General features: G+C 53.3%; 21 protein-coding genes and 2 pseudogenes. 17 read left to right on the top strand and 6 right to left on the bottom strand.

Translation table 11 applies throughout. The features are described 5' to 3' along the window. Positions 1–106 precede the first annotated feature (106 nt). A pseudogene (locus IX761_RS27040) lies at positions 107–406 on the top strand (transposase); the annotation flags it as partial. 1 nt (position 407) lies between these two features. On the opposite strand, the gene IX761_RS00260 reads toward IX761_RS27040, so the two are convergent. Then, entirely contained in the window at positions 408–662 is a 255-nt protein-coding gene (locus IX761_RS00260) for a hypothetical protein (RefSeq protein WP_194787567.1), read from the bottom strand. Between the two features lie 770 nt (positions 663–1,432). Here IX761_RS00260 and IX761_RS00255 point away from each other — a divergent pair. Further along, positions 1,433–1,637, top strand: a pseudogene (locus IX761_RS00255) (ATP-binding protein); the annotation flags it as partial. A gap of 110 nt (positions 1,638–1,747) precedes the next feature. On the opposite strand, the gene IX761_RS00250 reads toward IX761_RS00255, so the two are convergent. After that, entirely contained in the window at positions 1,748–2,434 is a 687-nt protein-coding gene (locus IX761_RS00250) for a helix-turn-helix domain-containing protein (protein WP_228533133.1), read from the bottom strand. A 141-nt stretch (positions 2,435–2,575) separates the two neighbouring features. Here IX761_RS00250 and IX761_RS00245 point away from each other — a divergent pair, with 141 nt between their 5' ends. The 12 genes from IX761_RS00245 to IX761_RS00190 all read left to right on the top strand — a co-directional run bounded on the left by IX761_RS00245 (position 2,576) and on the right by IX761_RS00190 (position 15,665). Then, positions 2,576–2,956 carry a hypothetical protein gene (locus IX761_RS00245; RefSeq protein WP_194787566.1) on the top strand — a complete coding sequence of 127 codons (381 nt, stop codon included), beginning with the start codon at positions 2,576–2,578 and terminating at the stop codon, positions 2,954–2,956. 214 nt (positions 2,957–3,170) lie between these two features. Beyond that, complete coding sequence (locus IX761_RS00240; RefSeq protein WP_194787565.1) at positions 3,171–3,734, top strand: hypothetical protein; 564 nt, start codon at positions 3,171–3,173, stop codon at positions 3,732–3,734. A 59-nt stretch (positions 3,735–3,793) separates the two neighbouring features. Beyond that, complete coding sequence (locus IX761_RS00235; protein ID WP_194787564.1) at positions 3,794–4,033, top strand: antitoxin VbhA family protein; 240 nt, start codon at positions 3,794–3,796, stop codon at positions 4,031–4,033. Positions 4,034–4,158: 125 nt separating this feature from the next. Continuing rightward, positions 4,159–4,887 (top strand): metallophosphoesterase, encoded by a 729-nt coding sequence (locus IX761_RS00230; protein ID WP_194787563.1) that lies wholly within the window; start codon positions 4,159–4,161, stop codon positions 4,885–4,887. 865 nt (positions 4,888–5,752) lie between these two features. Then, complete coding sequence (locus tag IX761_RS00225; protein WP_228533132.1) at positions 5,753–6,094, top strand: hypothetical protein; 342 nt, start codon at positions 5,753–5,755, stop codon at positions 6,092–6,094. 15 nt (positions 6,095–6,109) lie between these two features. Further along, entirely contained in the window at positions 6,110–6,757 is a 648-nt protein-coding gene (locus IX761_RS27035; protein WP_228533131.1) for a hypothetical protein, read from the top strand. Between the two features lie 14 nt (positions 6,758–6,771). Further along, positions 6,772–7,731: a hypothetical protein gene (locus IX761_RS00215; protein WP_194787562.1), complete on the top strand. Its 960-nt coding sequence runs from the start codon at positions 6,772–6,774 to the stop codon at positions 7,729–7,731. Next, positions 7,724–8,398, top strand: coding sequence for a hypothetical protein (locus IX761_RS00210; protein ID WP_101319316.1), 675 nt, complete (start codon positions 7,724–7,726; stop codon positions 8,396–8,398). Before IX761_RS00215 ends, IX761_RS00210 begins: the two co-directional genes overlap by 8 nt. A gap of 536 nt (positions 8,399–8,934) precedes the next feature. Then, positions 8,935–10,434, top strand: a complete 1,500-nt coding sequence (locus tag IX761_RS00205) for a DUF3375 domain-containing protein (protein ID WP_194787561.1) — start codon at positions 8,935–8,937, stop codon at positions 10,432–10,434. A 1-nt stretch (position 10,435) separates the two neighbouring features. Then, a complete protein-coding gene (locus tag IX761_RS00200; RefSeq protein WP_194787560.1) occupies positions 10,436–11,188 on the top strand; it encodes a DUF4194 domain-containing protein in 753 nt (250 codons plus the stop codon). Next, the gene (locus tag IX761_RS00195; RefSeq protein ID WP_194787559.1) at positions 11,181–14,492 is read left to right on the top strand and encodes an ATP-binding protein; all 3,312 of its coding nucleotides are present in this window, start codon (positions 11,181–11,183) and stop codon (positions 14,490–14,492) included. The genes IX761_RS00200 and IX761_RS00195 overlap by 8 nt, the downstream gene beginning before the upstream one ends. Positions 14,493–14,507: 15 nt before the next feature. After that, positions 14,508–15,665 (top strand): Wadjet anti-phage system protein JetD domain-containing protein, encoded by a 1,158-nt coding sequence (locus IX761_RS00190; protein WP_194787558.1) that lies wholly within the window; start codon positions 14,508–14,510, stop codon positions 15,663–15,665. A gap of 315 nt (positions 15,666–15,980) precedes the next feature. Here the strand turns inward: IX761_RS00190 and IX761_RS00185 are convergent, their stop codons facing one another. Beyond that, positions 15,981–17,681 carry a P-loop NTPase fold protein gene (locus IX761_RS00185; RefSeq protein ID WP_194787557.1) on the bottom strand — a complete coding sequence of 567 codons (1,701 nt, stop codon included), beginning with the start codon at positions 17,679–17,681 and terminating at the stop codon, positions 15,981–15,983. A gap of 277 nt (positions 17,682–17,958) precedes the next feature. On the opposite strand from IX761_RS00185, the gene IX761_RS00180 reads away from it, so the two are divergent. Then, a complete protein-coding gene (locus IX761_RS00180) occupies positions 17,959–18,144 on the top strand; it encodes a hypothetical protein (protein WP_194787556.1) in 186 nt (61 codons plus the stop codon). Positions 18,145–18,642: 498 nt separating this feature from the next. Here IX761_RS00180 and mauJ read toward each other — a convergent pair whose 3' ends face one another. Further along, a complete protein-coding gene (gene mauJ, locus IX761_RS00175) occupies positions 18,643–19,983 on the bottom strand; it encodes a methylamine utilization protein MauJ (RefSeq protein ID WP_194787555.1) in 1,341 nt (446 codons plus the stop codon). Between the two features lie 124 nt (positions 19,984–20,107). On the opposite strand from mauJ, the gene IX761_RS00170 reads away from it, so the two are divergent. Together IX761_RS00170 and IX761_RS00165 are read left to right on the top strand one after the other, a co-directional pair. Then, entirely contained in the window at positions 20,108–20,359 is a 252-nt protein-coding gene (locus IX761_RS00170; RefSeq protein ID WP_194787554.1) for a hypothetical protein, read from the top strand. Positions 20,360–21,292: 933 nt separating this feature from the next. After that, the gene (locus tag IX761_RS00165; protein ID WP_194787553.1) at positions 21,293–22,276 is read left to right on the top strand and encodes a DUF2971 domain-containing protein; all 984 of its coding nucleotides are present in this window, start codon (positions 21,293–21,295) and stop codon (positions 22,274–22,276) included. A 153-nt stretch (positions 22,277–22,429) separates the two neighbouring features. Here IX761_RS00165 and IX761_RS00160 read toward each other — a convergent pair whose 3' ends face one another. Continuing rightward, positions 22,430–23,509 carry a hypothetical protein gene (locus tag IX761_RS00160; protein ID WP_194787552.1) on the bottom strand — a complete coding sequence of 360 codons (1,080 nt, stop codon included), beginning with the start codon at positions 23,507–23,509 and terminating at the stop codon, positions 22,430–22,432. A gap of 105 nt (positions 23,510–23,614) precedes the next feature. Then, positions 23,615–25,141, bottom strand: a complete 1,527-nt coding sequence (locus IX761_RS00155) for a purine phosphorylase (protein WP_194787551.1) — start codon at positions 25,139–25,141, stop codon at positions 23,615–23,617. Positions 25,142–25,167: the final 26 nt, after the last annotated feature.

Here is a 25,167-nt window from a genome sequence, read left to right as displayed (position 1 = left end):
TTCTGCCGATCATGGTTACAAATCGTGCTGGTCAAGTCCGGTGCAAATGAGTGGTCAGGTCGAATGCAAATTTGGGGTCAAGTCAGTGCAATTTACCCTGGAGTCGTGGAACAGCCTGATAACTCCGCTTGAGTCGCATTACCCAAAAAGGTGAAGGCGGTCGTCCTACGTATCTGATGGCGATGCTGGGTATTCGTCTTAAGCAGAACTGGTTCGGGCATAGCGATCTGGAGATGGAGCGCTCTATCAGACGACTATCCTGCGCTAGTTCGCCGGGCTGAGTCTGGAGCCCATACCCGACGAAGCCACCATCCTTAACTTTTGGTACTTGCTGGAGAAGCAGAAGCTGAAAACAGTGACTCCGGTGGTGGGCAATTACTACTTGGGTAGTCGGGGCCTGTCACTATTCAAATTGATCGAATGATGGCTTCTCGGCTACGCTGTTTCTCCAGTGAATTTAAATGATCTGTTAAATTCTCAATGCTGTAAAGATAGGATGTCCCGAAGCGGACATATGCCGGGCCGTTTCCTCGCTTTCTCCAGTCCTCTAATGTTGCCGGTTTTACCTTTGCAAGCATAGCTATCTGATCTTCTGTCAGGTATCCGGCTTTGTTCGCTAGGGCACTATATTCAGCGATGGTCGGGTGGTCATTTTTATTCATTGAAGCTGAATCTCAATCTTGGGCGCATATAGCTCTCGAGCTATCGCGCCGGTATAAAAATCCCGTTCCATCCTGTACTTAGGCCTTAGTACAATAACTGAAAGATATTCTTAATATTTTTTGGAGTTCTCTGCGTGTCGCTTGTCACTCTATCCTGAGATGGATGCACGCAAATGGTGCTCTTTAAGATTCCCCCTGTCAACAAAAAAATAGGAGATTGGTTTTGACACTTTGTCAACAGTTTGCGGGCTCTTTACCGATTCTATATCCCACTTGGAACGTATGCCGACGAGTTAGAATTATTTGGCTTGAGTCTAATCTTTTGACAAAATGTCAATTCGCGAATTTCGGGTGTGGTTATCCAGCAAAATTAAGCGACATTATTTGATGGCAAAATAAGAGCAAAGAAAAAGCCTAGGCGTCCTGCGGACGAAGAAACGAATAGCTCCGCCCCAGCCGTTGGCTTCCGCTTTGGAGCATTTTCAAAATCATTAATTGAGCTATGGTCGCAGCCTTATCGCTGTGAATGATTACCGAGAGGATGAGGTTTCAGCTTATGGGTTGGTTACAAACATATATACTCCGTTTTGAAAAATTGAATTCAAGTGTAAAAATAAAAAATAAATCTATTGACATTCATAAAGTGCTGAAAATGCTGGTATTTCCGTTTTAAGTGGCCAATTGATAGCTAGCGATAAAGTTAGTTTGTCAGGTGCAATTGTGGCCCGTCGATATCATGTGGGTGATCGTTACTCCAGCGTTGGCATTGAGGTATCGGCAAAACCTGGCTCGCCTGCGCTTTGGCCCACAAGGCCCACTTCGCCAAACTGATGGCACTTGGCGCCACTTAGCGATGGGCAACGGCGCGACATGCTGGAGCTGCTGGACGACCGCTATGGCAACCGCTCGACGCGGGTGATCAGCCAGATGTCGGTGGACAAATGGCATGTGCTGATCGGTAACTCGACCCTAAGCCAGCGAACACACCTTCAGAATCGCATTAAAGGCGATGGTGTACCTCAAACACGTGGACACCATCGCCCTTATCCCTAGGATCACCATGTGCCAGCGCATCTCTTAGCTGGTCATTTTTTCCAATACTCCATCACCGACGTCAGGGCCAGCCCCAGCCTGGTTGCAGCTTGTTGAGGTGAGAGACCTTCAGCCTTAAGCGCGAGCACCGCCTTCTCATTGTCAGCGTGCAGTGGTCTCCCACGAGACCTCTTGATCAGAGAACCGGAGGCGTCGAATTGCTCCCCAATCAACTCGATCCCGCCGACTGCCACGAAGTCGGTCAGCTTGGTCATCGAGTCGAGAATCTTTTCGTGCGGCACGACTCCTTCACGCACAGACACGCACAACGCCATTAGGGCGATCGCATCAAGACCTAGGGATTCTGCGAGAGCGTCGAACTGCTCAAGGCTGACGCTCGTTTGAGCGTTCTCAAGCTCAGCGATTTTGCGACGGTGCGTGGCGTCCGAGAGGTCGGCATAACGGGCACCACGGACGAGGCGGAGTGCGCGCAGCACCCCTGCGAAAGCGGTTCTGAGATCCATGACTCGCTCAAAAGTCAGGATATAGCCACATCCGGCCTTTACGAATAAACGCTGAATCAGTGTATTATTCGTAATATCGAATGACCCTAGAGCGCTGCGTTTGGGCAAAGCTGGCCGGTAAGACGCCGTCAGACCTTTCCGCAGCAGCACTAAATGAGGCTCCGCAGGTGGATAACCGCAGAAATCAAGCTTCCCCAGAAGGCGGAAACGCAGCAAGCCGGTGGGTCGCTAAGCCAAGATCTCCTAGCGGGTCAGCTAGTAACGAGCTATGCCAAGTCTGTGTGACGTCAGTAATTTTAAGTATCACCTGCCAGTTTCTTCTCTCTGGCAACGAGTGTCGATAACGAGGTAGTGAAGGTGTTTGTAACCAACGGAGATGCGCTGAAAGGTCGTTTCAAAGCTGCTGACAGTGAACGGCTGCTCTGGAAAGCGGTTGAGCTCAATCCTGTTAGCTACTACTTCCTCGTGGAGGGGTGTGGGCTGATTGACGGCTGCTTTGGCCCATGGGTGCGGTTGGTGTCAGACGTGAAGGAGCTTGATCTTCTTTGCGCAGGGCAGGGGCCTGAAGCACTTAATGTGAATCATATTCAGCTTCTCGCACCTGCTTCTATGACGAATCGTGCAGGGGTCTCGATGGAGTTGCTTTCAGAAATACGTATTAAGCCAGGCACTGAGAGCAACCCGGTCTACGAGTTCATCACTAAAGCAGGTGAGGTCTACACGAGCGTACCGAGTTGATGCAGTGAATGTTGGAGGGCTCATGGCAGCAATTTTAAGAGGGGCATTTTGACTCCAATGGCACCGTCTCCCTGCTACTAGGTGATGGTCTTAGGAAGCAAGCGGCACTAAGTACCGTTTTTTCGTTTCGCGCGTAGCTGATTCAGCACCTTTAAGCACGCTGCCTTTCAGGCGGTGCGGTTGATTGCGCGCTCAATAATTGCAGGAGCACGTTTTGATTAAATTTGATTGCAGGCAGGTCACGGGAGTGATCGATAAACCACGGGTCACCGCTACCGAGCCGGGGGCAGTCACAGCCCGGATAGTGATAGACGGGGAGGTGCTGCCGGAGGTTCTGCTACCGGGAAAAATTTACGAAGAGCTCGAGGCAGGAGAGCGTGTGACCCTGTACGGCATCTTCACCAAGAATAAGGACAAGATGAAGAACAAGGCCACCATCTATGCCATGAAAGGCCCGAACGGCAGGCTGGTAGCTGCGAGGCAGTATCAGATCAAGGTGCCGGTGATGTTGATGGTCTACGCAGTGCCCTTGATGATCTTGGCGTTCATTGCCGGATGCTTCCTTTCTCCTTATCCGATCCACCTACTGACCGGAAGCGTCGACCCTGATTACCTTGTTCGAACCACCTTTGTTTGGGCGTTCTGGGAAGGGATTCTGGCTGGGTTGGTGATGGTGGGGGTAGCGATCAACTGGGTGAGGTTGAGTAACGATCCAGAGAGTTGGGCGGCGATTGATGCGGCATCGCTCTCTCAGCGCTTCAGTAAAGTCTTTAAGTAGCGCTTGATAGCCGGGCTTCCGTTCCTATGGAGGCTTTGGCTAGCCCGCATGGGATGCACATGGAAATCGATGGGGTGGAGCGCGAACGCCGTCGTAAAGCTGTGGAAGCGGAGATTGCTTGTCTAGCGCTCGACGGAGGGCGGCTTGCAGCTGATTGCTTGGCACAGTTGCAGCGCTATGTGGATGGCCAAGTTAGCCTCGAAGAGCTTCGGGCAGAGCTGATTGAGCGTCTGCGATTAGAAGTTGAGGGAATCGCAGATGAAGACGAAATGCGTCGAGCCTGGGGTGACCTTGAGTGACTCGAGTCTCTCGGCCGTAGGCGGCTAAAGCCGAATGACCGAGCTCTCGATCTTGATTTTGATTTGCTGCCCCATGTGGACGCTCCGGAGACACGATCAGCGTCGAACAGGAACCTGCTGACCCGATGAAAATTTTGATTTACTCAGATCTGCACCTGGAGTTCGCGGACTTCCAACCCCCTGCTATGGAGTGCGATTTGGTCGTGCTGGCCGGCGACATCTCTGTGCGTGGCCGAGGAGTCATGTGGGCGAACGAGACGTTCAAGTGCCCAGTGATCTATGCGTGCGGGAATCATGAGTACTACAAGGGGCACCTCGAAAAAACTCTGGCCAAGATGCGAGAAGCTGCGGCAGAGCATGTGCACGTCTTGGACAACCAAATCCTGATCGTCGGTAACACCAGGTTTTTGGTAGCAACAGCATGGACAGATTTCACCGCGACTGGCGACTACAAGGCTGCGATGAGGGTGTGTGCTGAGTGGATGAACGACTTCAAGCGAATTCGCATTGGAGAGGGCTACAGCAAGCTGCGTCCTGTCGACCTGATTGCTCGGAACATCACCACTAAAGAGTTTCTGGCCACCGAGCTCGCCAAGGGCTTTGAGGGAAAGACAGTGGTGATCACGCATCATTGCCCTCTTCAAGAGCTGGCCGGCGATGGCCATGAAGGTCACCTAGGTGCAGCCTACTTCAATGAATGGCACGAGCTGGTAGCCCAGGCTGATGTTTGGATTTTCGGGCATACGCATCAAGCAGTCGACACAATCGTCTCAGGCTGCCGGGTCATTTCGAATCCTCGTGGGTATCCGGGAGAGCGCACTGGATTCTTGCCGGACTTCACCCTTGAGGTTTGACAGGGTTGCGCCTGCAAGTGCGGGCAATGTCAGTTTTGAAAGAGGAAGAGTTGATGTCAGCTGAGGTCAACATCGAGTACCACTGCAAAAGCCCGTCAGATTTCCAGCTCAAGCGGATCTTACGAGCGATGACTTACAGGTCTCGCCACCTGTTAGCGGCTACCTGAGCGACGTCTTCATCACGTCCGAATGCGCTGCTGGCATCGTTTTTGGTCACACCGATCCTGGACAGTTTGAACAACGGGCGGATGGGCACATTCTGCAGACTTCTCGCATCGAGCATCTGAAGAAGGTAGGGCGCTTCTGGGTGATCACGACGGCTGAAGGACGGTTTGTGCTGACGTCGTTCAAGCGGGCGGTTGGAAGGGCGAGCTTACGAGCGCTAATTGCGGAGCTGATTGAAACAACGTAGCCAGGCGCTTCCGTGCGCAGGATGAACGACGCTGCTTAGGCCTCCGGGAGCAATGTTCGGCGTTGGTGGTTGCTACTCAGGATTTTGTTATCCCGGATGCGGTCGTTGGAGAGGTGACCAGCATCCACCAGTCCTCGAATGTAGCCTTCGCTTTGCCACAAGCTTCAAGCAGATGAGCTACAGAGGTGCTCTGGCGGATGTCATCAATGATCAGCTGCCAGCGCTGGCTCTGCCGTAGACCGATGGGTTCGGCGGAAAAGACAGGAGCATTCAGAAAGAGTTTCGTAATAGCCAGAAACGGGTAGATTGCACAAGTCGGGTGCTCCTCGAGTTAAATATGGCTCGAGGTGATCATGCGCACACTCAATCGCCTGTTGTTGGCCAGCCCATAAAGTGTCCGTTCTTCTCGCATCGAAGCTTGCGAGATGGGGGCACCAAAATGTGAGGTTTCACATGGTCAAACGCAGGACGCCGCTTTCCTCATCCAAGATCGTCGACACACCTTTAGCTGCCATGCCCAGCAGCGTGATCAAGGCGATGCAAATCGATTTTGGTTGGGAGATCACAGCTTTTCTGTCATCAGTCGAGTACGGTAGTGGACAGCTCTTTCTGATGGGCTTCGTATTCAGTGATTGTGAGAAGCGATTCGATGATGGTGATCCAATTCGAACCTCCTTCATCATGGGAACCCAAGAGATCCAAGGCTATCTTGTGGTGCAGACGCTGAGTAGTCGCTATGTAGTATGTGACTGGGCAGGTGAGGGGGCTCGAGGGGGCTCCAAAGTTCCTCACTGAGGAGGGTGTGAAGGAATGCTTGTTGCTCAATTAGTTGGTGTATCTCGCATTTCGTTTACTGACGCCCTCGATCATGCCCCTCTCTCATTTACCGTGGTAGTGGCCAAATGGTATGGTCTATTCATTGTCGCTCTTCGCGACTTGCCGGCATTAGGAGAAGCCAGCTTGGGAACTCTAGGAAGTTCGTCTCAAACCTCGCCGTATCTTTCGAGATTCGCCACACCAAGGACAGGGGAAGACAGCATCCCTGGCTACTACTCCTCTGAGCTCAACATGTGGGCGATCGATTCGTCGGCGGGTGTAGTCCCCATCATCACTGATGGAGTTCTGAATGAGCTCATGACGAAGACCAAGGTCAACGCAGAACAAGATGATGAGGCGTGCTGGCAGATTGAGCTCCTGACCAAAACCTACCAAAAGGTTGAGAGTGACGACGACGATCCCTCTCCCTATCGTGGGCAGTCCTCTTCTGAGCTGCGTAATTTCGACACCAGCAATCACCTGCTGCAGCTAGTGACCAAGACAGATGCGAATACCGAGCGCGATGATCGGTGCGAGGTCAATCATATTCTCGAGCTGATCACCAAGACCAATGTCGAGCTGGAGCGTGACGACAATGGCGATCCAACCTTCGGGCTCGACACTCGCTACTACTCAGACTGATCTGGACGCGCACCATGTTGCTGCTGGTTACGAATCGTCGTGACATCACGATGGACTATGTTGTCGCTGAGCTCCGCCGGCGCAGCGAACCTTACATGCGACTCAACACCGAGTTGCTTCCACAGGCGCTGTGTACGATGGCGGGGCATCCGCGTGATGCTTGGTCAATTTCACTGGATGGTGAGACTGTCCAGGGAGCGCAGATTTCAGCGGCCTACTTTCGTCGACCAGGAGCACCAGCGGTATCTGGCCAGGTGGAGGATGTGGGGGAGCGGGCCTATGTCGAGGCGGAGTGGAGCAGCTTTCTCAAAAGCTTATACTCACGTTTGGAGGGGCGCTGGCTTAACTCTCCTGCCAAGATCTTCATGGCTGAAGACAAGCCGATGCAGCTGCTGTTGGCTCACGAAATTGGCTTCCATGTCCCCCAGGCTTTGATCACAAACGACATCTCCTCAGCCCGGGCCATTACCGAGGCCGGCCAGGCCATCGGCAAGCCGCTTCGCCAAGCTGTGCTCACGGGTGAGACCGAACGTATCATCTTCACCACTCGCCTCGGGCAAATTGAAGATGACCAGGCCGACGCCATCGCGTTGACACCCTTCATTGTGCAGACCGAAGTCCTGAAGCAATACGATGTGCGGGTTACGGTGGTTGGTGAACGAGTTTTCGCTACGGCGATCTGGTCTCAAGAAAACCCCGAAACGGAAACTGATTGGCGTCAGGGAAACCGTCCTGATTTGCGGCATGAAAGAATTGTTCTCCCTGAGTTCGTGCAAAGGCAATGCATCGAGCTAGTGGCGCACCTTGGACTCCGATATGGGGCCATTGACCTGATCTGCGATCGCTCCGGCAAGCTCTGGTTCTTAGAGATAAATCCTAACGGCCAGTGGGCCTGGATTGAGAACCTCACGGGGTATCCGATAGCGTCTGCAATCGTGGATGAGTTGACGGGGAAAACGGTTTCTCATGCTTAAGCAGCGACTCCAGTGGCTCTGGCCAACCATCATTCCATTGTCACCCGATGAGCAGCAGGGGGACAATCAGTGGCGCCGTAGCATGGCGTTGTCCGTGCGCGATGGTGATTGGTCTCGAGACAGTGATGTGATTCTAGAGGAGTCCCGTCGACTCTTTGATGCGGAGGTCGATCGACGTAAAGGGGCTGACGCCAAAGCAGGTATCTACCTTGCTGCGATCACGGCACTGATACCTGTCTTAGTGTCTTTGATACCCAGCTTGTGGAACGACAAATCAAGCAAGTGGTTGAGCTGTCTGGGGCTGTTTATCTTCGCTTGGGCTGTTGCCTATCTATTGAGGGCAGGGGGCTGGGCGTTTAAAACGCTCAAGGTCGATGGATTTGATGTGGTGAGTCCAGCAGATCTAGCTCAGAGTTGGAAAAAAGGATCACCGAAGGCAGCCTTGGCTAAGGAGCTATCCCACGCTGTGCTTAACAACTACCCCAAGGTGAACCGGAAAGTGACGGGCATCAAAATGACCCATGAATTTCTTCTCCGGGCTTTTCTGACCTTCACGATCTTGATGGTTTTGCAGGTGGCGTGGCCGGTAGGTACTTGGGTTATTGGAGAGGCTACGAAGCTGATCAATCCGGAAGTGATAGCCCCCCTGATCATGTGCTTTTCGTAATGCTGCTAAGCCTACAGCTCGAAGGTGCGGCTGATTCCTAGGTAGGAAAGCTCGTCAAAACCTAGCCGAAAAAAGTGGCCACCACCTGCGTGGAGGTGATGGCCACATGGCACTGAGCTTCGTCAGAACACTGCCAGTCAGGTCTGAGGGGGAGTAAGGCGACTAGCCTTACTTTTGAGCTGACCATCCTCCAAGATAGAACTGGCCCGCCTCGATCTGGCCTCGTTGTAATACTTAACAGACGATTCAACAATGAGATCTGCGGTCGTGCATCACAGGGTAAGCATCAGCAGGGAGACCACGGACTGGTCAGGTTCACGGTTTGTTCGAATGCTCCGCATGCGAAGGGTTGCCCGCTACCCGAAATAGGCGTTCCGTTCATCAGGGGGTAGTCCGCCTGGTCTACAGGCTTGGACTGTGGCGTTGCTCGATTCCAGGAAGCAGCTAAGCTTGTAGGCTGCAAATAGCGCAGCGGTGGCCTATTTCGCGAGCGGCACAACTATTTCGCCGCGTTTCGCCTGTGGGGTGGTCATCCCATGGAAGAGAACCTGCAACAACGTGCCGAGCATCTCGTAGGGCTCCGTACGCAGAATCCCGCGTGGTTGATTCTCGCCTCGCCGCGAGCACCATTTTTCCTGGCCAGCCTCCGGATGATCCTTGAGCCTGGCCATGATGGTGTCGAGATGAGCGACGCGCTCCGATCTATAGCTGACACCTTCGCAAATTGCCCTGATCCTGAGTTTTACAAGATCGAGCGTGGGGCTGAACTTCAGCAAGCAAACCGAGAGCTCAGAGAGTGGATCAAGCGCCGGCTCATTGTCGAGCGTAACGGGCGGATCTACGCAACAGACTTCTTGGAGTCAGCCTTTCGGTTCACTGAATCTCTCGAAAACCGCGTAATGACGTCAACCGCCTCTCGGTTGTCAGTTGTACAGCGTGAAATTGAGAATCTCGAGACGCACCTGAATTCGGATCTGAAGAGCAGGATGCTTGCACTCAAACGGCGTATCAAGGAGCTTCTGGCTGAGCTGGAACGAGCTAAAGCTGGGCTCATCCCCGTACTTGATGAAGAGAAGGCCATCGAAGGCATCAAAGAAGTTTATGCCCTCGCTATGAGCTTGCTGGCGGACTTCCGAAGGGTGGAGGACTCCTGGCGGGATGCTGACCGATGGCTACGCCAGTCGATTATCAGCGAAAAGTTCCACCGAGGAGAGGTCGTCGATAACCTGTTGAATGGCCAGGAGGCCTTGCTCAACACGCCGGAAGGCAGGGTCTTCGACAGCTTCCAGCAGCAGTTATGGGCTCCACTTGAGCTTGAGCGTATGAGGCATCGCCTTCAGAACATCTTGCGCCATCCAGCTGCTACCAAAGCGCTGACGAAGACCCAACAGGTTGAGTTGCTGCGGTTGGTGCCGAGGCTACTCCGGGAAACAGAGCTGGTCTTACAAGCCAGGGCTCGGAGCGAGCGAGACGTCAAAAGCTTCATGAAGACCGGGCTTGTTGCTGAACACCACCGCGTTGGGCACCTGCTCAACGAATTCTTCAGTATGGTCGTAAACATTGATTGGAGTCGCCAGTCGGTGCGGCACCTGCAGGTTCCTCTACCTCCAGTGGGTACGGCATTGGTGAAGGTACCGGTGGTTGAGCGACTGCGCTTCAAAGGTATCTCCGGAGAGATAGTTCCAGAGCTTGATCTCAGCCGATGCTCTGCAGATCTCGAGGAAATTGAAGAAGAATTTTGGCAGTCCTTCGATGGGCTAGATCGAGATGCATTCATCAGAGAAACCTTGAGAATACTGGCTGAGCAGCAGCGCCCCCTTTCACTTGTGGAGCTGGCCTCGCTCCTTCCTCCGACCCACGATCTTGAGTGCTTCACGATTTGGATCACCATGGCTCGGGAGGCTGGAATTGACGTGTATGAGGATCAGACCGCTCCGTTTGATCTGACTGACAAAGACGATCGTCAATGGCGCTTCCATCTGCCCTTCACCCAACTTGAGAGCGAGAAGCTTCGCGATATCAAATGGGAGCTTTGACATGCCTAGCATTTTTGATGAATTGACAGGCAGGCCAGGTGAGGACGAAGACCGCGATGAAGATTCGGATCTGGAGCCGGAGCTGGATGATGACCTGGAAAACGACGAATCAGACCTGGAAGGTGACGACCTGCGAACACCCCGGGTCGTTCGAGAGGTGGTTCAGGAACTGTTCAAAAACGGATTTATCGAAGAGGCCGACTACAAACGTCTCTACCGTGCGGCATTGGCGAATGCTGAGCAAGTGGAGCAAATCTTCGAACCCTTCGATCTTGAAATTCAGTATGACGAATTTCGAGGCCTGGCCTTTGTCAGGGTGCGCCGTGAGTCAGGTGAGATTGCCGAGGGCTGGACGCATCCACTTATACGGCGGCACCCATTCAACCTAGAGCAGACGCTGCTAATCGCTGTGCTCCGACAGCACTTAATTGAGTGCGAGATGGAAAGCGGGGTTGGGGCGGCTATCCCGCAAATGACAGTAGACGACGTCATCACACAGCTGCGAGCCTATCTCGGGGAGCCTGGTGCAGACTTCAAAGATCGCCAGAGGGCGGTGAAGCTGCTTATTCAACTGAGGAGTCATCATCTCATTTCTATGAGTGAGCATAGCGATCACTTCACCATCCGGCCGCTGATTGCTCACGTCGCAAATCCCGAAAATTTGGCGGCATTGCTCCAGTGGCTGGAAGTTCACGACCTCAGTGCCGATCAGCTCCCGCCAATGGGTGAGGAAGGAGAGGACACTGATGAATAATCTAGAGAGGAGTCCATCTGGATACCTCCTGAGGGAGCTGAAGATATTCAATTGGGGCAGCTTCAACGGTATGCACCTAGCGCCCATTGACCCCGCTGGGACATCGTTGGTTGGTGTAACTGGTAGTGGGAAAACAACGATCATCGATGGGTTTATGACATTGATTTGCCTGAGTCCCCGCTACAACCTTGCCTCGACCGGAGGGAATGATAGTGACAGGGACTTGGTGTCGTATGTGAGAGGAATGCCATCGCTGGGCGAGGGGCAGAATCTAAAGCAGAAAGGCACCCGCCCCGGGCAAACGATGTCAGGAATCTGTGCCACTTTCTCTCGAGGAGAACAGCTGGTACGTCTTGGCGCCGTGTTCTTTTTCGAAGGCACCAGTTCCGCGACAGCAGAGCTAGAAAAAAACTGGATTTACTGTACCAATCCGGAACAAAGCCTAGAGTCTTGGCTTGAGACTTTCCACGACGAGGGAAAGCGTGGCCTGGAGCTGATTGAGAACAACACCCAAGGTTTTTGGGTTCATTCTGTTCGAAGGGACTACATGGCGCGTGTCCGAGCCAAATTCCAAGTCAGTGACAACGCCCTCTCGTTGTTGAACCGCGCAGCTGGCATCAAGCAGCTCACCGACATTGACGCGATTTTTCGTGACCTTGTGCTGGAAGACCGGGCCGCTTTCAAACGGGCAGACGAAGTCGTAAAAAGCTTCGACGACCTCAATGTCATCCACCAGGAGCTGGAGACTGCTCGGGCTCAGGAGCAAAAGCTCAAACCCATCGCAGAGCTGTGGGTTCGCTACCAGCAACAAGATGAAAGCCTCGCAGAGCTCAGGCTTGTCAGCGAGCTAGCACCGATATGGTTCGCTGAGCAATCGCATGATCTCTGGTCGGCAGAGAAGAGGAGGTTGGAACAGGAAATAGAGAAGGCGCTTTTCGTAATGCATCGCCTCGGTGATCAGCGCAACGTGCTGAAGCAGCAATGTGATGTCTTCCTGCAAGCCTACTTGCAGAAGGGAGGCGCTAGCATCGATCAACTGCAAAGACGTGTGGAGGAATGGATAGCTACCAAGCGTGTCCGAGCAACCACTTCCGCTCAATATCAGTCACGGATGCGCAGGTTAGGCCTTAGCGAAGAGCTATCAGAAGAAGGGCTGAGGCAAAACAAAGAGTTGGCTCATCAGCGTAGTGATGCTTTAACACGGCAGATTTCAGAGCAACGCTCCGAAGCATTCCAGTTTGGGATCAACGAGTCAGATATTCGCGCTCGCCTCCTGGCCCTTCAACAGGAGGTTGAGGAGATCAAACAACGTCCAGGTTCAAACCTGCCTACTGGGTACCATCAGTTCCGTACCCAGCTAGCGGATCACTTGGGGGTAGATGAAGCCCTGTTACCCTTTGCGGCAGAACTGATCCAGGTGAGGGCAGACGAACAAGAATGGCGTGGGGCAATCGAGCGCGCGATCGGTGGGCATAGGCTTCGCGTGATGGTTCCTTCTGACAAAGCCAAGGCAGCGCTGCGCTGGATCAACGGGCGCGACAACCACCTGCATGTAAGAGTACTTGAGGTGGATCTCGATACCCCAAGTCGCGAGAACTTACCGGACGGTTATGCACGGAAGCTCATTCTCAAGCCGCATCCGTACAAGAAAGCAGTAGAAGCTCTGATTGCGGAGTTAGATCGCCATTGTGTTGAAAGCTCAGATGCGTTGCTGGCCACCCCCCAAGCAATGACCAAAGAAGGGATGATGTCAGAGCAGCCCAGTTTTTTTGAGAAGCGAGATCAGCGCTTGCTGATTTCTGACTGGTTCACAGGGTTCGACAATCGAGATCGGCTGACGTATCTGCATCAGGAAATCTCTGATTTTGACGGCCAACTGGAACATGCCCATGAAGCGCTTTGCGCTGCTAGGGATCGCCTGGGTGATCTCGAGGAAGCGAGCAATGCCTATCAATTGATCAACGATGTTGAGTTCGATTTCATTGATCTCCATGGGGCCGAGAGTCAGGTTATTGATCTCCAGGGGCAGCTTGAATACCTCACTCGCCCCGACACAGACGTTTCTACTGCCAAATCACAGTTGGATGAGGGACATCAGAAGGCAGCTGAGCTCGAGGAGTCGCTTTTCGACGCTCGTGATGTTCATACCAGGCTGGTGGTTCGGCTCAGCGCAGCTACACAGAAGGTCAACGAAACACAAGAGAAGGCTGAATTGGGGCTTTCTGCTGAGCAGCGTGCTAGCCTCTCCAAATACCTTCCTATCATCAGCCCCGAAGAGCTGAGCGAGCTCAGCAATATGGAGATGAACTGCTATCACGACCAATCCAAAGCTATTGAAAAATCGCGTGATCGGCTCGAAGAGCTTGAAACCGAATTGATCAGGAAGATGGCTGAAGCCAAGGCTGTGGATAATGGCGCTTTGGTTGAAGTAGGACTCGAGGTGGCTGACGTACTCGCATACCTTAAGCGCTTGACCCTCCTGACTACTGAGGCGCTGCCGGAGAAAGTCGAGCGCTTCCTCACCTACCTTAACCGCTCCTCCGATGATGGCGTCACTCAGCTTCTGAGCTTTGTCGAGCAAGAGGTCGTGATGATTGAGGAGCGCATTGAGGAACTTAACAGCACCTTACGTCGCGTCGAGTTTCAATCAGGAAAATACCTTCGCCTCGTTACCAGCAAGGTCATTCATAAGGATCTGGTCGCTTTGCAGTCAGCGCAACGGAGACTTAACACCGCTCGCTTCAAAGACGATGTCGGTGAGACCCACTACCGAGCGCTCAGGAGTTTGGTTGAGAACCTCAGGAGCGCCTGTGATCGGAAAAAGACGACTGGTGCGCGGGCCATACTCGATCCAAGGTACAGGCTGGAGTTCTCCGTTGCTGTGGTAGATAGCGTTACGAGAGAGGCAACCGCAGGCAGGAAGGGCTCGTATGGTGATAGCGGCGGGGAGAAGGAGATTATAGCGTCCTACATCCTCACCGCTGCTCTCGGATACGCGTTGTGTCCTATCGGTGAAAGCAAGCCAATTTTCAGCACCGTAGTGCTCGACGAAGCCTTTTCTAGAACCTCTGTGAGCGTCGCTGCGCGGATCATTGCGGCCCTGAATGAGTTCGGACTTCACCCGATTTTCGTTACCCCCAATAAGGAGCTGCAGCTTCTCAAGGTGCACACCCGGTCTGCCATCATTGTTCATAAAAAAGATGGAGCCTCGACGATGCTGTCTATGAGTTGGGAGGAGCTGCAGAATTATTCCAACAGCAGAAAAAACAAGGGCGTCAAAGGCGACGCCGGTGGTGACGCTTGAGCCTAGGTGAAACGTATGAAGTCGCCAGAAGATCTGCGGCAGAGGCTGATACAGCTATGGCTTAAGCCAGGTGTTCGTTCCAAACAGCTTCGCAATCCTGCCTCTTGGCCCTGGGAGCTGAACATCGGTAAGCCTCCGCCCCGGTGTTTCAACACTCGAATATCAGAGGTTCAGAGACACGTAGAGGCCTGGCGTGGCGTGAAAGTGGGCAAGGTTGAGTGGTCGAGCGTTTCTTACAGAAATGGAGCTGACACAATTCTCGTCCCTAGTAAGTGGTGTCTCCGAAACCCTTCAGAGTGGGTGGCCGCGACAGAGGATAGGCCAACCATCGAGGAATTTGAGGCTCTGGGGTACCTGGTCGAGCGTGTCCCTGAGCACTTCCATACCTTACTCATTCAACGACGGCTTCTATGGAAGGGTAAGCCTAGCGAAGAGGTATTACAGGCTGCAGTACTGGCTTCCCAACTGACTCCAGGGTGTGCGAAGGGGCAGCCTTTGCGACTGCTTTCTGGATACGGCGTTGATACCAAATTCTTTGAGCGAAACGAGCTGCTACTGAAGAAGTTCCTAGATGTCCTATTTGAAGGGGAAGCCTCTGAGCAAAGCCTGTGTGGCTTTCTGGACGCTTACGATGAGACAAACCACTGGGTATTGGTGGTGCCTCTAGAGGACGGGCTTTTGCCCTTCAAACGACAGAGGGTGACAACCTCAGAGCTTGCTCAGGTGGAGTTGCCTGGTTGCAGGCTTCTGGTCGTAGAGAATGAAAAATCTTATCACCAACTCCTTGAAGTGCCTGGAGCGGTCGCAGTCTTGGGGTGTGGCCTCGACTTAGCATGGCTCGACTCCCCCAAGCACCGCGAGAAGGCTGTGGCCTACTGGGGGGATATGGACACCTGGGGGCTGCGTATGCTCGCGCGGGCCCGGGTAAAACATGGCAAGGTCACCTCAATGTTAATGTCCAAAGCTCTCTTCGACGAATACAAGCGTGGCTCAGCCGTGAGGGAGCTAGTTCGAGCGCAAGATACCGCACCGTCTGGACTGACGGCATCTGAGAGCGAGCTGTTCTGCCATTTGGTGAAAAGCTCAAAGGGAAGGTTGGAGCAGGAGTTCATCCCAAGGCAACTGGTGCACAAGGCTTTGCAAGCCTGGGTGAGTTCAAGCAGCAATCCTTGACGGGCCGCATTGAATACCTCGAGACCGATACGGTTGTGCAGGCGGTGCTGAATATAGTGAAAAATGCCCAAGAAACTGTCGGGGCATTCGTTCTCTTCAGAAGCGAATCCCCGCACCGAGTCATCATGCATTCGCATCATGCCCAGCACCTAGCCGCTGCACGGCTACACCGACTGCAAATCGACGAGTTGCCACGGCCGCTGCGGGCAGTCGTACTGCAAAACGATTTAAATTGTAGCCTGCGTTGAGTTGTTGGAGTGGTTGCAAGGATGAAGCGGGGCGGCGGGCACCCCTCAGGAGTTCCAATCGGAGATTCTACAGCAGAGCTTCTTTTCCACGGCTCTTAAAGAACCTTTGGATCAGCTTGGTCAGCCGCGATTTGGGATCGCTGACAACAATGCCTTTACAGGCTGCAAGAAATCGATCCGCCACATCGCCGAAACTCGAGGTATACGAGTCCTTATGGATCAGGAACTGCATGCTTTGGTACATAATCGCTTCGAGGTCATTGCCGCGTGCCGCGCGAATTTCAAATGCGTAGTCCACTGCACTGATGGTTCTAAATAGATGCTCTTCAGCGGTATTCCACCCTCTGCTTGTGCGTATCAGATTGCAGGCATCCACAAGCGTAGTAGCGTTTGAATGACGAGTGTAGGCATCATTGAGCACTGCTTCGACCTCAGGACGCAGCGGTCTGGACAATTCCCATGGTGAGTGTTCGAGGCCTTGCGGATATGCTTTGTTCAAGGCCGTTGACCAAGCGTTCAACAGCTCTTCGCTTAGGGTGGTGCTGCCCGTGAGCTCCTCAGCAATGTCAATTAGATAGCTGAGGGTTGGTGCTTCGATGAACTGTGCTTCAGGAATCAGTCCCTCTAGCTCTTTGCTGAGCTGGATCTCATCGATGTTAGGGTGCCAGTTGTAACGTTCGAAGAAGGTTGAGACCTTGTTCCTGGCACTCAGAACTCTGCCATCTTGTTGATAGCGATCAATCAAGTCGCTGACCTTTTTGGTATCCAGCAACCCGGTTTGGAGAACCTCGACTACGAGCTGCTCGAATTCACCGCCATTGTGGATTTCTAGTTTGCGCAGCAGAGAGTCCCATTGGCCCTGAAGCGCGTCTTCCTCGCTCTCTTCTTGGTCACCATTCTGACTACGAACGGCCCTGGTCATTGCCGAAACAGCGGCGTTATGACCCAGAACATATTCAAAGGTCGGGCCGTTAATTAAGCCTTTGTAGTAAATGGCGCTTAGCAGCGTTATTGGTGGGATGACGCGAGCGATAACGTTATCGGAAAGCTGATCATGTCCTTCAAGCAACCGATTCGCTACGCGGATAATCCTACAGAGGATGCGAATGTTCGTAATGCGGCAGGCTACCGTCGCTGCCTTCAGCTCATCAGACCAATCAGTGCTAATAATACTTTGTGCAATGTTGAAAGCCTCCTCCGGAGAAGTGTCAAGGCGAAGCTCCTGGTCGATAACCTTCTCCCTGAACTGCTCCCATATTTCTTTGTCTTTGAGCTTGTCATCATTCAGCACTACAAGAATTCGGCAGCCGTAACTCTGTACGCATTCATCGATAAATCCTAATATTTCATCGATGCTGAGCTTTTCGTGCTTTCGTTCAATGTCGTCAATGATCAGAAACTTTTCTTTGAGGAGACTCGGGAGGGCGAGGAGCGGGAGGTCGTCCAGTGCACTGAACCCGCGATGAAAGGATTGAGCTATTTTTTTCATCCCAGACATCGCAGCGGTGACCTGGGCTAGCAGCGCATTGTCGTCCTTCAGTTTGGGAAGTAGTGCTTGAGCGACCTTGATCTTTAGATCGCCTAAGGCACCTACACCGAAGAGTGATACTGCAGCAGAGTTTTTGATCGCTTCATCTCGAGACGCATCTCGAACCTGCCTCCAAAGGTGCGTCTTTCCTGTACCCCATTTACCAGAGAGCGCAATGACACTGTTCTCAGGATCGTTCAAGGCCTCTAGGAGGTTTTGCTTGCAGCGCTCGATGGTCATCACGGCTCCTTGTGGACGAGGTAGATTGGTAATCCGAGGTAAATGGAGACAGTTTGGATGGCCTTCAAGGGCGATCCATAGTTCGAACATCAGGATTGGGCGTTCAGGGCATAAACCCAGAGGGCCTGGGTGGTCTTGACTCACGGTAGCCTTCGGTGTTCAGGCGGTTCATCAGCAGAGACAAACGGGCTGATCCATTCGGCGGCAAAAACCGCCCCGGTAGCTTCACAGGCCTATGCTTAAGGGGTTGGATTGTCTTAGTGGAGGTAGTGCCGCCATGTCCGATCCATTCACCAAACCATACCTGAACCCTCGCACTGGCAAGGTAAGCTCGGGAGGGGCCGCAAGAGAAGGGCGCATTAAAACGCTTGGAGGCGTTGACGAGATCATCAGCCAAGCCGTAACCAAGGCGCTGATAGCGAACGCGGATCAGATTCAAACCGCCAGAATGCCCAAGAAGTGAGATTAGCCAGCCATGTTGGGTAAAGTGATCGAATTCAAGCCGCTCGCAAGGCAGAAGGAGTCAACCTCTCCTGCCAGAAGTAGCTTGGCGGATGCAATCCTTCAGCAGTTTCTGACGGAGGCTGACGCGCCCGCCAGATGCACCCATGCGCCGGCGCAAATCTTAACGTTCAGCCAAGATGGAAGAGGTAGGGGCCTGAGAGTGACCTCGCAGGTGCAGATACACCTTACGTCACCCTTCACCTTGGCGTACTGGCTGAATGAACTGTCCGACCCGCCGACCTCACGTCTTAATGGTTAAATAGCACAAGGAGTACATATGTACTCCTTGTGTGTTTTTGGGTAATGGCCCATCACCTCAGAGGTGGATATCAGACTGAGCCAGGCGCTCAGCCGAGCTGTCAGCAAAGAGACCAGGTCTCACTGCCGAAGAGTTCTGGCTTGCTCGCCGTCGCACCACGAGTGCTTGGCGCATAAGGCGAGTGCCCGCCCCACCTGATCAAACTGTGGCCTCGCCTCCAATCTCAGGCATGCCCTGTAATAGTTCGTTGAGCCCAGTGATGTTTTGCTGATGGCCTGCGAAATCCGGGCTCCAATTGTTAGGCAGCACGTAGGCTTCTGATTTGCCCATCCGGTGCTCTTGGTCGGAAGACCAAATCTCCACCGAAGCGTTGCAGTAGATGAGGAATTTAAACTCCTCTAGTGAGATCTCGGACTGGATGTCGCTTCGACTCTCCCGTGTCGCGTTGAGTAAGCCACAGCCCTGGATTGGATCGATGATGAGTCGTTCATTTGTGAAATCCATCCAGAACACGAAAAACGCTCGCCCATTGGTGGACTCAAGCTGGATGCCTACCTTTCCATCATCCATACAACTGGCTGTCATGTGCATGAGACCGAGGTGAACAGCTGTCTGCCCCTTACGAGCCATTACATAGAGCTCGTCAGGAAGTTCGTAATCTCGGCCCTCGGTGAAGGCACCTCTACGAAGCCCTTCTAGCTGCTCGTCGTCAAACAACGCGCGAAACCCCTCTAGCTCATACAGGTGATCGCGTTCATATGCCGACGGTGGCGGTACACCGAGTCGCTCATCCATCGCGAGTTCCGCGAGATGGCGCATCAGCGGTTTGTCTAGGTGGATTCGCTGGTGGTCATCAGGATCGTCTGGATCGACGATATCCTCGCGTTCAGCGTGTGCGATCGCGTGACGTCCTTGGGTGGTCAGGTACTCGGAGATGTTGTCGCCTTGCGCCTGCAGCTCTTCACGCCGGGAGATCGCATCTCTGTCCGTCATTCGGGGCAGTGCCTGCTCAATCCATGGCCCTCGTTCCCGGCCATTGGGGAGAGAGCGTGCGAAGGCCTTGTAGAAGCCTAGGAAGGAGTAAAACGGATTACCGAGTGATAGCCCTTCACGGTAGTAGGCCAGCGCCTTCCGAGCCTCACCGCTCTGTGGAACATGAAGGTTCTCGCCCGAGAAACACTCGGTAAAGGCGTTGTTGAGAATCCTGCCCACACGATGGGGGTGGCTACCTCCACTCCACATCACGATGTCCACTTTCTTGCCTTCACGCCAAGCGATGGCCGTGGCTAGGCGCATGACAGCTGCACGACCCTCGTTAACCGTTAGTCCATAGCCATTTGCTCGAATCGCGATCGCAGGAAGGCTGCGGTGCTGGTCGTCGACTACTGCCGGCTGCAGAAGGAAATCAAGGTTCTCAAATCTGACGAGTTGAGGGCGGTTTGGCCAGAAGACCTGGGTCTCTAGCCCTCCCACCACCCATTGCCCTCGCTGGTTCTGGTACCGCTCGGCTAGTTTGAAAGGATCGTCCGATGCCAGCATCGAGGAGCTCCTAAAAGTTGTTGGCGGCAGTGTGCCACTCCAGATTATATTCAATGCGCATCAACGGGGCGAACGGCTCACATCGAGTGAGGGGAGATTACCTAATGACTAAAGGAGCGTGGTTATGCTGAGTCAATCTGTGATAGAGAAAGCTTTTGAGGATGTCAGCGATGCGATAAACAGGGAAGCGGCAAAAAGTAAGAATTTCAAATTTGAAATTAGCATTTCTAGAGGGGATGACTCGTCGGCTGAATTCTATAGCTTGATGACAGGTTTGGAACAACGACTGCTTGGGCGGTACAAAGGGTGCCATGTGCGTGCTGAGATGAGTCAGTGTGTCACTGCAATTCAGATTTATGTCGCTAGCTTAGATTGAGAGAGCAGGAAAATGCCAATAACTTGGCCGGATCTTGACGGTTTTATATCTGAGGCTATACGAGGCAATATTATCCAGGCGTCTAGGCGGCTAATATTTACCTATTGCAATGAAGAGCTGGAGCAGTGGGGGTTTTACTTTGCGGACGTGCTTTATTTTTTTTGGCACCGTCCGCCTATCCCGTCCCGGAATAGATCCAATTTTCCAGCCTCGAATTGGGTATAAGAGCTTACTCAAGTCATCCCACTGACTTTTCGCTAAAGCATTTGTAAGAAATGGCGATTCATTCTGAGAGTCTGAGTAATGCGCGCTTATAATATGCTGCGCCGTGAGAAGAAAAAATTTCTCCTCATATTTTATCAGAAGCCCAGTCCGCGTATCTGATTCTGTCTGCAATTTTGAAATATCGAGATGCGCAGACGTATGTTGTTGATCCGGCGGCCAATCTCGTAGATTTAGAGATGCAGGCTAGTCCAGAGATGATTCAAGGTCGGAAAGAATTCAACGAGATGATTAGGCAGGTGGGGGAGTGCAAACTCCTCAAGCAGAATAGTGGTGAGATTTAGCTTTGCTTGCCCAGCTTAGGCTTCCAGAGCCTTGGGTGTTACTCAGGGCTGACTGTGAGGTTTAGGTTCAGGGACGCGGCCCATAGTGCAGACTGGTTTTCCATGCCTAGTGATCACAAACGTCCAGCCGAGCTCAACGAGCCGAAGGATACGACGCCATCGGCGCCGAGCCTGGCTCATGCTAATGACCTGTTCCATGCAATCACCCTATAGGGGCCAAGCTGGGATGGCCACGGTAGGTTTGAACCAGGACACTGGGCGATACCCAGTCCAAAGGGCAGTCAGCATTGAGATGCCAACGGTGAGGGTGGCTCTAGATGTGTTAATTTCTGCGGCTCAAGCGAGTCACATATAAAAAGGATTTCGTGTGGATAGGGATTGGGTAAGAGCCTTCATTGAGAATTTTGCGTCAGCCACTATTGGCGATATGGACATCCCTAAGCTAGTTAACGGGAAAACCCTACACATGCCCAATCGGCTTTTCAAAATCAGAAGGTGCGGCGAGTACGCACTCAAAAATTTGGCTGAGAAAACTCTCTATCTGAGCGTGGCCAATGAGTTCAACGACCCATACGACACTGCCTTCTGGATTGACTACCGTAAGCTCGCTGCTTGGGAAAAACTCGATGAGCTTGGTTTCAGCGATGAGCAGGTCGCCACTGCTCTTGTGTCCGATGATCCCATTGCAGCGGTAGTAGCACTGGCATCGGCTCAAGAGCCATGCCCCCTGAACCTTGATCAATGGCTTCACGAAGTTGGGGTCTTGGCGCCGAATCACCAAGCTGGGCAGCTTCCCAACCTCATTGATCAGCTCAAAAGCAGCTACAAAATCTGCAGCCTGAGTGAGCGCATAGATTCGGTACTGATGTGGAGCCACTACGGCTGCGACCATACTGGATTCGCCATGGAGTACGACTTCACACGGCTTCACCGGAACGAGCTTCCCACCCTCACGCTATGGCCGGTCGCCTACACAGATAAGCTGTTCGACATCACCCACATCCTCAGAGCCCACCACTTGGGCAAGGACTACAACGAGCTTTTTGGCATTGCTGCATCGTTGTGCAAGGCTGTAGATTGGCAATACGAACGTGAATGGCGCTGGGTAATTCCAGATGGCGATAGAGAGGTCAAAGGCTTCAACCGTCGAGCGCCCCTCAAGGCTGTTCATCTCGGGGCTAAAATCTCGGATGTTCATGCGCTTGAGATCTTGAACATCTGCAGCGAAATCGACATCCCGGTCTACAAGGTTAAGCTCGCGCCCAATGAGTTCCGGATGATTTCAGTGCCTACTAGCCTCGATGATTGGTGTTCCATGAATGGACGGCAGCAGGGCAACATGCCTCGGTAGTGGATGATGCACAAGTAACCATTTTGGAGCGATCTGACAGAAGAAGGCACTGACACGGCCTAAGTGCTGAGGTGGTTACTGGTTCGAGGTGGCAGGCATGGCGAGAACTTCACGAGCCGCAGCAATACGCGACTCGTGAAAGCCGATCGGAATCTACGATTCGAGCCCCAGCGCTTGTCTCATTCGTATGATCGCCATATCCGCTTCCCCGTTGGGCAGCGTCTCTGCTCGGTAGGGTACGTCAACACGTGAGCCTGGAGGTACTTCAGTCAAGGTGACCTCGATCCCAGCCGTCCTAAGTGCATCCACAATGACCTCTACGATTGGATCAAGGCTGGTAAGGCCATTCCAAGAGGTTCTTGTTTCCCATGCATCCCGCAGTGCACCTAACAATGCATCGAAGTGCTGGATCAGATCGCTGGGGACTTGGCAGCGTTCCTCAAGGTCGACAGGTTCGTCAATGCCATCCAGATGACCCATGAGGTAGGCCACCATTTTCAGTGGCATTGCGGTTTCGCGCCCTGTCTCTACCAACAGCCTGGCAACGTCGCCATGCATCCTGAACTCTTTGATCGTGGTGCGCGCCCTGTCTACAGCGCCTTCGAGAGATGTTTCTAGGCCTTGGGCATAGCTATCAGTCACGAGTGTTCCCCGACTGATCAAAGCGCTAAGTCGGCAGGCTGCATATTCTTCCCAGATCGTGTGAGCTGTGTCCCGCAGGGTGCTCGTAGCCCAGTCCCCCTGATGAGGTTCCAACATCACTCCCGGGGAATGATCCTCGAACCAGCTTGCTGTCTGAACGTGGCCTAGCTCATGCGCGAGGATGTTAGCCGCAGCCCAAAACTCATCACTCTCCAGGTCTCGTAAAGCCACATCGAGAAGGACGCTTCCTTTCAGCACAACGTGCACCTTGATGGCGCCATCCCGGCGAACCCTAAGGGATTTACCGACTCCCACGAGACCACCTTCGTTGGTGTATTGCTTAGCTATTGTTGACTCATAGCCCAAGTCCAACGAATCCAGCGCTGCATCGTAATCGAAGCCAATCGTGACACCGTCCAAATTTGACAGATCCATGACTCGACCACAGGTAACGACGACGTCACTGACGGCAGAAATGAATTTGTCTTTCCATTCAGCACCCTCAGGAATATCCCTAAAACTAATCTTGCACGACGCAGGAATGGAGCAGGGTGGTAACGGCTGTTCTGCAGCGTGGGTGTCTTCAGTCACGTTGATGCCTCCGTGTTCACTCCGGCGATTCCGCCGGAGCAGGTAGCCTTGTATGGAACAAGCGCCCACGACTGCAGGGCGCTTACGCCAACGAGAGACGATAATTCAGAGAGTCAGTTTGCGAGTCCATCCGTGCGTGGCGTAATCAAGGGTCACAATGGCAGCCGCTTCGGACGCCACTTTGTGGAAGGTGTTGTCCTTGCTTTTGTCACCGTAATCGCTGATGCCGCGTACCACCAAGACGGGCACGCTTTGCTTTTCGCAGGCTTCGAAAACGCCATATGCTTCCATCTCGGCGACCACTGCTTTGTCGTGAAGCCCTTGGAAACTCTCGAAAAGCTTCGGGTCTCGAATCAGTAGTTCGCCAGAAGCAATGGTTGCTGGGGATACCTTCAGATGGGCCGCGACGTCGCCGGCTTTGGACTCAGTCGGCATCGCAAAACCAAGCTCGCTCGCACGTTGTTGCAGGCGATCAGGTAGGGATGCGGTTGCGAAGTAAGCGTTTAGATCTTGCTGGGTAGAAAGCCCAGGTCGAGGCATCTCCGGTCGCGCCGCAAGCTTGCCACCGGCGAGCGCTGCCGCCCCTTCGTAGTACACGACGCGCTCGGACAAAATAACTTCACCGAGGCTCAGCTTTTTACGCCGGCCCGCTGCAATCCCCATCATCAGAACCTTTTTAGGCTTCAGCTCCGAAAGGAGAAGCGTTGTGATGGCGGATGCATTGACGTTGCCAGCATTGCCCAGAGAAGCGATGACGCAAGAAAGTGGGCCGTCAGCTCGCTGAATAGTCACTGGCCAATAGTGGACACCGTGGGCGGTGAATCGCGCTGGAACATCTTCGCCGACACCGAACACTTTTTTTGCAGCTGCCAATTCAATGGCAATGGCTGTGATCACCAGAAGGTCAGGAGACCGTGCCGCTTCTCGTGCCTCAATTTCAGCCTGGAAGAGGCCTACGGAGAGCTCAGCGATTTTGTCGAGGTCGTAGATGGGTTCCTGCAAAGACATGCTATCCAGACGTCCCTTCACTTGCTCGCCGGTGAGGGGGAACATCGTCAGGGGCTCTTTGAAGAAGTTTGCGTGCAGGCCGAGCGCTCCTTGGCCGTCCTCGCTGAATCCACCCAGCTGGAGGTCGAATGGCAGCACGGGAAGCTTATGTCTGCGCATTTTGCGGGCGCGGTCTGAGACACCCTTGCCACCACCCAAGGCGATCATCGCTGTGGCGACTTCAACTTGTTCGTCTCCAATGTTCCCGCCGGTGATCACGTCGTCCTCGAGGTAGATGATCTCCGCGAAGTCTTCAGCCGAGAGCCGGCGGATCAGCATCCGCTGTTCTGGAGTCATTTTTTCCTGCATGGACGATTTAGAGGTCACGATTTTCAGCTGGCGGGCAGGGGTGCAACCAGCCAACAACTTTTCCGCCTCGTACACCACCGTCCAATCGAAGGTCAGCGGATCGCCTCCCTCATTGGTAGGAAGCCCTGCGAGGTAAACCACCAAGCCACCCTGTGCGGCCAGGACACTTTTGGTGAGCGCGCGAGTGAAGTCGTGCGCGAGATCGATCGAGGCCTTCTCTGTCTTTTTGGAGATGCTGCCCGCAATCAGAATGAATTCATTTTCAAGCTTTGCCATCGTGACAATTCCGGTAGCTGAGGTGT

Origin of the sequence: Pseudomonas sp. UFMG81 (assembly GCF_015354575.1) — a bacterium.
In the GTDB taxonomy this organism is placed as follows: Bacteria; Pseudomonadota; Gammaproteobacteria; order Pseudomonadales; family Pseudomonadaceae; genus Aquipseudomonas.
Note: the sequence above shows the minus strand (reverse complement) of the source record. Positions and strands in the feature narration are given on the sequence as shown.

Coding starts and splice junctions, on each gene's coding strand:
- IX761_RS00235 (WP_194787564.1), top strand. CDS start 3,794: ATGGAAATCGATGGGGTGGAGCGCGAACGCCGTCGTAAAGCTGTGGAA.
- IX761_RS00155 (WP_194787551.1), bottom strand. CDS start 25,141: ATGGCAAAGCTTGAAAATGAATTCATTCTGATTGCGGGCAGCATCTCC.
- IX761_RS00180 (WP_194787556.1), top strand. CDS start 17,959: ATGTCCGATCCATTCACCAAACCATACCTGAACCCTCGCACTGGCAAG.
- IX761_RS00210 (WP_101319316.1), top strand. CDS start 7,724: ATGCTTAAGCAGCGACTCCAGTGGCTCTGGCCAACCATCATTCCATTG.
- IX761_RS00205 (WP_194787561.1), top strand. CDS start 8,935: ATGGAAGAGAACCTGCAACAACGTGCCGAGCATCTCGTAGGGCTCCGT.
- IX761_RS00215 (WP_194787562.1), top strand. CDS start 6,772: ATGTTGCTGCTGGTTACGAATCGTCGTGACATCACGATGGACTATGTT.
- IX761_RS00190 (WP_194787558.1), top strand. CDS start 14,508: ATGAAGTCGCCAGAAGATCTGCGGCAGAGGCTGATACAGCTATGGCTT.
- IX761_RS00225 (WP_228533132.1), top strand. CDS start 5,753: ATGGTCAAACGCAGGACGCCGCTTTCCTCATCCAAGATCGTCGACACA.
- mauJ (WP_194787555.1), bottom strand. CDS start 19,983: ATGCTGGCATCGGACGATCCTTTCAAACTAGCCGAGCGGTACCAGAAC.
- IX761_RS00260 (WP_194787567.1), bottom strand. CDS start 662: ATGAATAAAAATGACCACCCGACCATCGCTGAATATAGTGCCCTAGCG.
- IX761_RS00185 (WP_194787557.1), bottom strand. CDS start 17,681: ATGACCATCGAGCGCTGCAAGCAAAACCTCCTAGAGGCCTTGAACGAT.
- IX761_RS00170 (WP_194787554.1), top strand. CDS start 20,108: ATGCTGAGTCAATCTGTGATAGAGAAAGCTTTTGAGGATGTCAGCGAT.
- IX761_RS00230 (WP_194787563.1), top strand. CDS start 4,159: ATGAAAATTTTGATTTACTCAGATCTGCACCTGGAGTTCGCGGACTTC.
- IX761_RS00200 (WP_194787560.1), top strand. CDS start 10,436: ATGCCTAGCATTTTTGATGAATTGACAGGCAGGCCAGGTGAGGACGAA.
- IX761_RS27035 (WP_228533131.1), top strand. CDS start 6,110: ATGCTTGTTGCTCAATTAGTTGGTGTATCTCGCATTTCGTTTACTGAC.
- IX761_RS00195 (WP_194787559.1), top strand. CDS start 11,181: ATGAATAATCTAGAGAGGAGTCCATCTGGATACCTCCTGAGGGAGCTG.